The sequence below is a fragment of the Desulfovirgula thermocuniculi DSM 16036 genome, from assembly GCF_000429345.1.
Taxonomy (GTDB): domain Bacteria; phylum Bacillota; class Desulfotomaculia; order Desulfotomaculales; family Desulfovirgulaceae; genus Desulfovirgula; species Desulfovirgula thermocuniculi.
The window spans coordinates 1-6,862 of the sequence record NZ_AUBR01000088.1 but is presented as its reverse complement, the minus strand read 5'-3'; the positions used below and the strand labels follow the sequence as shown (position 1 = coordinate 6,862).

The 6,862-nt window shown below is 69.3% G+C and carries 10 protein-coding genes; all 10 read left to right on the top strand.

Annotated elements, in window-relative coordinates; all coding sequences use genetic code 11:
• Nucleotides 1-176 precede the first annotated feature (176 nt).
• Complete coding sequence (locus tag G454_RS0114250) at nucleotides 177-482, top strand: hypothetical protein (protein ID WP_027719142.1); 306 nt, start codon at nucleotides 177-179, stop codon at nucleotides 480-482.
• A 2-nt stretch (nucleotides 483-484) separates the two neighbouring features.
• Nucleotides 485-1,138, top strand: coding sequence for a DUF6338 family protein (locus G454_RS21070; RefSeq protein WP_084413529.1), 654 nt, complete (start codon nucleotides 485-487; stop codon nucleotides 1,136-1,138).
• 77 nt (nucleotides 1,139-1,215) lie between these two features.
• Nucleotides 1,216-2,439, top strand: coding sequence for a type II secretion system F family protein (locus G454_RS0114240; RefSeq protein WP_027719140.1), 1,224 nt, complete (start codon nucleotides 1,216-1,218; stop codon nucleotides 2,437-2,439).
• A complete protein-coding gene (locus G454_RS19420; RefSeq protein ID WP_035108000.1) occupies nucleotides 2,358-2,969 on the top strand; it encodes a prepilin-type N-terminal cleavage/methylation domain-containing protein in 612 nt (203 codons plus the stop codon). Before G454_RS0114240 ends, G454_RS19420 begins: the two co-directional genes overlap by 82 nt.
• Nucleotides 2,970-2,999: 30 nt before the next feature.
• A complete protein-coding gene (gene minD / locus G454_RS0114230) occupies nucleotides 3,000-3,827 on the top strand; it encodes a septum site-determining protein MinD (RefSeq protein WP_027719138.1) in 828 nt (275 codons plus the stop codon).
• Nucleotides 3,821-4,195: a cell division topological specificity factor MinE gene (locus G454_RS19415; RefSeq protein ID WP_035107998.1), complete on the top strand. Its 375-nt coding sequence runs from the start codon at nucleotides 3,821-3,823 to the stop codon at nucleotides 4,193-4,195. The genes minD and G454_RS19415 overlap by 7 nt, the downstream gene beginning before the upstream one ends.
• A 2-nt stretch (nucleotides 4,196-4,197) precedes the next feature.
• Nucleotides 4,198-5,865 (top strand): GspE/PulE family protein, encoded by a 1,668-nt coding sequence (locus G454_RS0114220; RefSeq protein WP_051276486.1) that lies wholly within the window; start codon nucleotides 4,198-4,200, stop codon nucleotides 5,863-5,865.
• Complete coding sequence (locus G454_RS0114215) at nucleotides 5,843-6,217, top strand: hypothetical protein (RefSeq protein WP_027719136.1); 375 nt, start codon at nucleotides 5,843-5,845, stop codon at nucleotides 6,215-6,217. The genes G454_RS0114220 and G454_RS0114215 overlap by 23 nt, the downstream gene beginning before the upstream one ends.
• Nucleotides 6,214-6,600, top strand: coding sequence for a hypothetical protein (locus tag G454_RS0114210; RefSeq protein WP_027719135.1), 387 nt, complete (start codon nucleotides 6,214-6,216; stop codon nucleotides 6,598-6,600). Before G454_RS0114215 ends, G454_RS0114210 begins: the two co-directional genes overlap by 4 nt.
• Nucleotides 6,600-6,862, top strand: a 263-nt coding sequence (locus G454_RS19410; RefSeq protein WP_035107997.1) for a hypothetical protein, incomplete at its 3' end; no start/stop codon positions are given. The genes G454_RS0114210 and G454_RS19410, both read left to right, overlap by 1 nt.

Here is a 6,862-nt window from a genome sequence, read left to right as displayed (position 1 = left end):
CCCGTGCAGAGCGGCACGCCGGACGTGACGCCCACCACCACGGTGGACTCGGCCAGCTAACCGGGTCGCGGGAGGAGAGCGAGGGGGGCAGGGAGAGGGGCGCTCCGCCCCTCCCCTGCCCCCTTCGGCTTTCGCGGCACGCCTAACTGGGAAACCGGAAAGGAAGGTGTCCGGCTTTGGTAGAGTCGCTGGGTTTTTACGTGTGGTGCTTCATTGCGGCGGTCGTTTTCGGTGTTCTGATCAATTGGTTCGCTGACGCAACCGGTCTTTTGTCTCCTTACGCTGGGTTCCTGGGGCTGTTTCTCGGTCCTGGGGTCTGCGTCCTCCTAGTGGAGAACTGGGAAAAGGTTTCCGCGCTCGCATCGAAGATGGCCAGGGTGCTGAGAGCGGTTGTCCTTCCAAGAAATCAATTTACCGAATGTCTGTCCGAAAAGGAAAAAGTAGGAGGATACCTTGATTTCGTCGACTTCGGAGGAGAGTAATCATGCAGCTAGTAGCGCTACTACAGAGTTGCTTTTTCACGCTGTTTTTGCCTGGCGCGCTGTACTGCTTTTTAAGATACGGTTTCAGAGGAAGAAGCCAATGGCAGTTTGTACTCGAAAGTCTAGTCGCGGGTTTGGTTGCAAATTCTCTGCTCATCGCATTCGAAACTTTCATCCTCAAAAAAGTAGACGCCCTTCAGGTTCTGAGGGGATTAATTGAACTGGGCAAATCCGATTTCGAAAGTTTTCTGGAAAAACCGTTTGCCCCCGAAACCGTTTCCGTGCTGGTAGTATCGTATGCATGCTGTTGTACGGCTGGATTTCTTTTCAGATGGATTGGAACCAGAAAACCCCGATTTTCCTTCTCATTGCATCCTGAATCAGCCTTAGATATCGAAATGTTCAGATTGAGGGGCAAAAAAATCGCGCCAATCGTGGTCGTCCGCCTTTCTTCCGGCGAGGAAGTGGAAGGAATATGCCGCACCTACACCTTCACGGAGCCGCGGGAGGTCGTACTGGAAGTACGGGAAAACGGCGAAAGCCTGCTGAGGTGGTTTAAGCTGGATGCCAGCGTGAGGGAAGTCAGGCTGAGGATACCCGCGGAAGCAGAAAGAAAGGTCGCGAGCTTGCAAGCGTGGCGCGGAAAGCGGAATTGAGTGCGTTTTCTTCGGCCGGGGCCGCCCATAAGGGCGGTTTTTCTTCTTTTGAACAAAAAACAGCGGAGGGATTGTTGGTGGCCCAGACTGCAGTCTACACCGTGAGAGTGCTGGTGGGGGGCGCGCGCCGCGAGCTGGCCGTGGAGGCGTCCAACCCCGACGAGGCCGCCGCTAAGGTCAAAGCGCGCCTGGGGGAGCGCGGCGTGGTGCTGGGAGTGCACCGCGCCGGGAGGCGCGGGGTGGCGCTCCCGCTGCCCTTCGGCGGGGTCGGCCCGCGGGACCTCGAGGTGCTCTGCCGCAGCCTGCTGGTCATGCACCAGGCGGGCGTGACGACCCTGGAGGCGGTGGAGACGGCGGCGGCGCAGGCGGCGAAGGGGCGGCTGAAAAAGGCCCTGGAGCTGGCGGCGGCGAACATCCGGGAGGGCCTGCCGCTCAAGCACGCCTTCCGGGGCTCGCCGGACGTCTTCCCGGAGGTCTTCTGCCAGGTGATGGACGCCGCGGAGGAGGCCGGGGCGTTCGAGGACGGGCTCGCCGCGCTGGCTGCGCACTTCGAGCGCGAGGCGCGCTTCAAGGAAAAACTACGCCAGGCCATGGCCTACCCGCTGGTGGTGGCGGCCTTCGCTCTGCTCGTCGCGCTGGGGATGTTCACCTTCGTCGTGCCCAAGTTCGCGAAGGTGCTGGCCGAGGCTGACATTCCCCTCCCGGCGGTCACCAAGGCGATGCTCGCCTTCTCGGCCCACGCCAGGGTGGCAATCCCCGGCGCGCTCCTCGGGTTGCTCCTGCTCTGGCGCCTGGCGCGGGGCGCCCTGCGCGCCGGGCCGCTGCGGAGGCGCGCCGAGGCCGCGCTGGGGAGGGTCCCGCTGGTGGGCGCCCTGGTCAGGGGCGCGGCGGTCTCGCGGCTCTGCCGCACGCTGGCCCTCCTGCTGGAGGTGGGCGTGCCCGCGGTGCAGGCGCTGGAGGTGGCGGAGAGGGTCTGCCCGCTGCTCGCCTTACGGGACGAGGTGCGCGTGGCGCGGGCGGTGGTGCGCGGCGGCGGCTCCCTCTCCGGGGCGCTCAAGAAGAGCAGGTGGCTGCCCCCGCAGGTGGGCAAGATGGCCGCCGTGGGGGAGCAGTCCGGCAGGCTACCGGAGATGCTGGAGCGCGCGGCCCAGTTGGCGGAGATGGAGGTCGACGCGGCGGTGCAGAAGCTGCCGATGCTCGCGGAGGGGGGCATGCTGGTGTGCGTGGGCGGCCTGGTCCTGTTCATCCTGCTGTCCATCTTCCTGCCCATCCTGTCGATGTATCAGACCGTGCAGAAGTAGGGTGGCGGCGCGAGGCGGGCTTCTCCCTCGTCGAGGCGCTCGTGGTGCTGCTCATCCTGGCGGCCATGACCTCGGCGCTGGTGCCGAAACTGCTGGCCTACCAGAAGGATGCCCGCGTCAGCCGGGCCTGCGAGGAACTGGCCTCCTTCAGGCTGGTGGCGGAGGTCTTTGCCGCCGGTCCCGGCAACGGCCGCTACCCGCGCTGCTCGAACGACCCCTCCGACCCGCACTCGGTGGCCTCGGTCCTCCGGGAGAGGGGCGTGGCGTGGGGCGGGCCGGGCGGCGCGCGCGACCCCTGGGGCGCGCCGTACAGGTACTTCACGGCGCCGCTGGCTCCCGTGCCGTACTACCCGCTTTCGTACGCCTTCCAGTCCGCCGGGCCGGACGGCGAGTTCGGCACGGAGGACGACGTGTGGTGCACCGACTGGGAGCCGCCGCGGCAGGGAGACCCGTCCGGGCAGTGGTTCGCCTCGGGGGAGTATCCCTGTGTGGAGTCGGCGGAGTCCGCTCAGCTTCTTTCCGGCAACTGAGCGGTTTTTCTTCACGAGGAGGTGTGTCGTATGAGCGCGGTCGAAAAGAGGATCTTCGTCGTCACTTCCGGCAAGGGAGGCGTGGGCAAGACGCTGGTGGCCGCCGGGCTGGGGGCGGCCCTGGCGTCCCTGGGCCACAGGGTAGCCCTCGTGGACGCGGACACGGGCCTGCGCAAGCTGGACGTCGCCCTGGGGCTGGAAAACAGGGTGGTCTACGACTCGGTGGACGTGGTGCGCGGCAGATGCTCCCTGCGGGAGGCCCTGGTGCGCGACAAGCGCCTCGGCACGCTGTACCTCCTGCCCGCGGCGCAGCGGGAGGACAAGACGGCCATCTCCCCTGAGGACATGAGGGAGATCTGCGCCCGACTTGCGGAGTCCTTCGACTTCGTGCTGGTGGACTCCCCGGCGGGGATAGAGCACGGCTTCCGCACGGCGGCGCGGGCCGCCGAAGCGGCGCTCTTGGTGACCACGCCCGACATCGCGGCGGTGCGCGACGCCGACCGCGTGGCGGGCCTGCTGGCCGAGGTGGGACTGGCGGCGCCGCTCCTGGTGGTCAACCGCGCGCGGCCGCGCCTGGAGAGGACGGGCGATTCGCTGTCCCCGGAGGACGTGGCCGAGGCGCTGCGCCTGCGGCCGTTCGCCGTCCTGCCGGAGGACGAGAGGGCCGTGGTGTGCGGCAACCGCGGCCTGCCGGTGACGCTCGACCCCGCTTCCGCCGCGGGGAGGGCGCTGAGGGCGGCCGCCCTGCGGCTGGCGGGCGAACCCTGCGCGGTGCCGCGCACGCCCAACAGAAAGGGCGGGGGGTTGCTTGGCAGGCTCGCAGGGTTCCTCAAGGGGGAGGTGGCGCCTGAGTGGTGAGGGACCTGCGCTTCTACAGTAAGGGCGCCTTTCCGGGCGGCCCGCTCTCAAACCTGGCGGTGGCACTGGCGCGGCTCTTCGGTTCCGGCTGGGGAGCGCGGCGGCGCGGCAGCGCCGCCCGGGCCAGGGAGCGCCTCACGGTGATGGTGGTGTGCGACCGCGCGGGGCTGGACAGGGCCGGGCTGGAGAGGCTCAAGGAGGAGATGGCCGCCGCGGTCGCGAGGTACGTGGAGGTGGACGCCCGCGGGGCGACGCTGGAGGTCAGGCGCCGGGCGGGCGGCGGCGCGGTGCTCGTGGCGTCCTTCCCGCTGGCGGCCCGCGGGGGCGGGTCCGGGCGCGCCGCGGCGGCCGGTGAAGCGGGGTGCTAGCCGTGGCGGCGGCGCTCCCGACCGGCCTCTACCGCGGCAGCGGCCACTCCCGGCTGGGCGAGATACTGCTGAGGAAGGGCGCCCTGGGGCGCGGCCAGCTCGAGGAAGCCCTGGAGGAGCAGCGCCGCAGCGGCAGGCGCCTGGGCGAGGTGCTGGTCTCGAGGGGGTACTGCTCCCCGGAAGTTGTGGCCGACGCCGTGGCCGAGCAGGCGGGCGTGCCGCGCGCCCCCGAGGGCTTCTGGGAGAACCCGCCCCCGGCGGAGTTCCCCGCGGCGCTGGCCGTGAAGCACAGGGTCTTCCCCCTGGAGGTGGCGGGCGGCAGGGTGCGCGTGGCCACCGCCGACCCGCTGGACCTGGCGGCGCTGGACGAGGTGAGGTACGCGACGGGACTGGAGGTGTCCCCTGAGGCGGCCACGCCCGCCGAGGTGGAGAAGGCCCTGCGGCGCTGGTACGGCCCCAGCGCGGGAAGCGGCGCCGACGAACTCCTCGCCGCGGGCTGGGACGACCCCGCCGCCGGGGGCGGGGCGGAGGAGGACTCCGCCGAGGGTCCCGCGGCGCGCGCCGCCGTGGAGGTCATAAGGGGCGCCCTGGCGGAGGGGGCGAGCGACGTGCACGTGGAGCCCCACAGGACGGCCACGGTGGTAAGATACCGCGTGGACGGCATGCTGAGGGAGGCCATGCGGCTGCCCAGGGCCATGCACCAGGCGCTGGTGTCCCGCATCAAGGTCATGGCCGGGCTGGACATCGCCAACAGGCTGACGCCCCAGGACGGGCGCATAATTTGTTTTTTCCTGGGCGAGGCGGCGGTGCTGCGCGTGCTGGACAGGACGCGTGCCGTGCCCCGCCTGGAAGCGCTCGGCTACTCCGGGGAGAACCTGGCGAAGATCAGGGCGGCCGTCAGCAAGCCCTACGGGCTGGTGCTGGTGACCGGCCCCACGGGTTCCGGCAAGACGACTACCCTCTACGCGGCACTTTCGGAGGTGGTGTCTCCGCTGGTGAACGTCATCACGGTGGAGGACCCGCCGGAGTACGAGATGGAGGGCGTGCGGCAGGTGGCGGTCAACGCCCGCGCGGGGTTGACCTTCGCCGCGGCGCTCAGGGCCATCCTGCGGCAGGACCCGGACGTGGTCATGGTGGGCGAGATCCGCGACGCCGAGACGGCGAAGATCGCCGTGCAGGCGGCTCTCACGGGCCACCTGGTGCTGTCCACCCTGCACACGAACGACGCGGCGTCGGCCCCGGCGAGGCTGGTGGACATGGGCGCCAAGCCGTACCTGGTGGCCTCGTGCCTGCTCTGCGTGGTCGCCCAGCGGCTGGTGCGGAAGGTGTGCCCGGACTGCGCGGAGCCCTACGAGCCGCCGCCGGACTCGCCTGTGTGGGGTTTTCTGGGTAACGGCGCCGGGAACGGCACCGCTTCTTTGCGCCGCGGGCGGGGTTGCCCCTCCTGCGGCAGGACGGGCTACCGCGGCCGCACCTGCGTGGCCGAGGTGATGGCGGCCTCCCGCGCGATAAGGGACCTCGTGAGGAGGAACGCCGACGCGGACGCGGTGCGGGACCAGGCGGTCAGAGAGGGGATGGTGCCGCTGGTGGAGGACGCCAGGAGGAAGGCCCTGGAAGGCACAACCACACCCGAGGAGGCGATGAGGGTTGCCGCATCTGCAGAAGATTAACCTGAAGTGCGAGGCCTGCGGGAAAGAGTCCCGCGACTGGGAAAGCTTCGTTTTCCGCTGGGAGTGCGACTGGCGCAGGAAAGAGTTCCGCGGCTTCGGGGTGCGGTGCAACACCCCGGCCTGCTTTCCGAGAATCACGGCGGACGGCGTGATCGAAGGCTGGCACCACGCGCCGCACTTCCTCTCTCCCGGTGCCCTGGCGGGCTTCCTCGGTCACCTCTTCGTGATGCTCGAGGCGGGCTTCGCGCTGGCGGGCCCGCACAGGGCGGCCCTGGAGAGGCACCTGGAGGTTTTCCTGAGGGAAATGGCCGGAAAAGGCGTCGCAGAAAGAAAGGACGGTGGGGCGAGTTGAGGCGAGTTTCGTTCGCCCTCAACGACGACCGCGGCTTCTCCCTGGCGTCGGTGGTGGTCGCCGTGGCGTTCCTCGCCGTGGCGGCCGCGCTGGTCGGCGCCCTGCTGGCGGACTCCGTAAAGGCCCACAGGGCATCGGCGGAGGGCCAGACGGCCGCCCACCTGGCGCTCGCCGAGGCCGAGCGGCTGAAGGCCGTGCCCTTCGACGAACTCACCACAGTTCCGGAGGGAGACGTGCCCGGCTACCCGGGCTTCAGGGCGGCCGTCGAAGTCGAGCAGGTCAACGCCTTCACCAAGCGGGTGACCGTGCGCGTGACCTACCCCGTGCAGGGCGGGGAGAGGGGCGAGCAGCGACTCACCTTCGAGAGGACGGGTGGCTTCTGATGCGGCGGGTTAAGAAAATTCTCTCGGACAGCCGCGGGCTGGCGCTGTGGGAAGCCGTGGTGGCGGCGGCCCTGCTGGCGGCGCTGTTGCTCGTCGCCCTGCAGCTCTCCCTGCGGGCGTGGGACGTGCCCGCCCGGCTCCGGCACGCCACGGACGAGATGACCGAACTGCGGAGGGCCTGCCTGTGGGTGGAGAGGGACCTGCGGCGGGCGAGGGATGTGGACTATGCCGTTCCTGGTAGCCTGAGCGTGGTGGCCTGGGG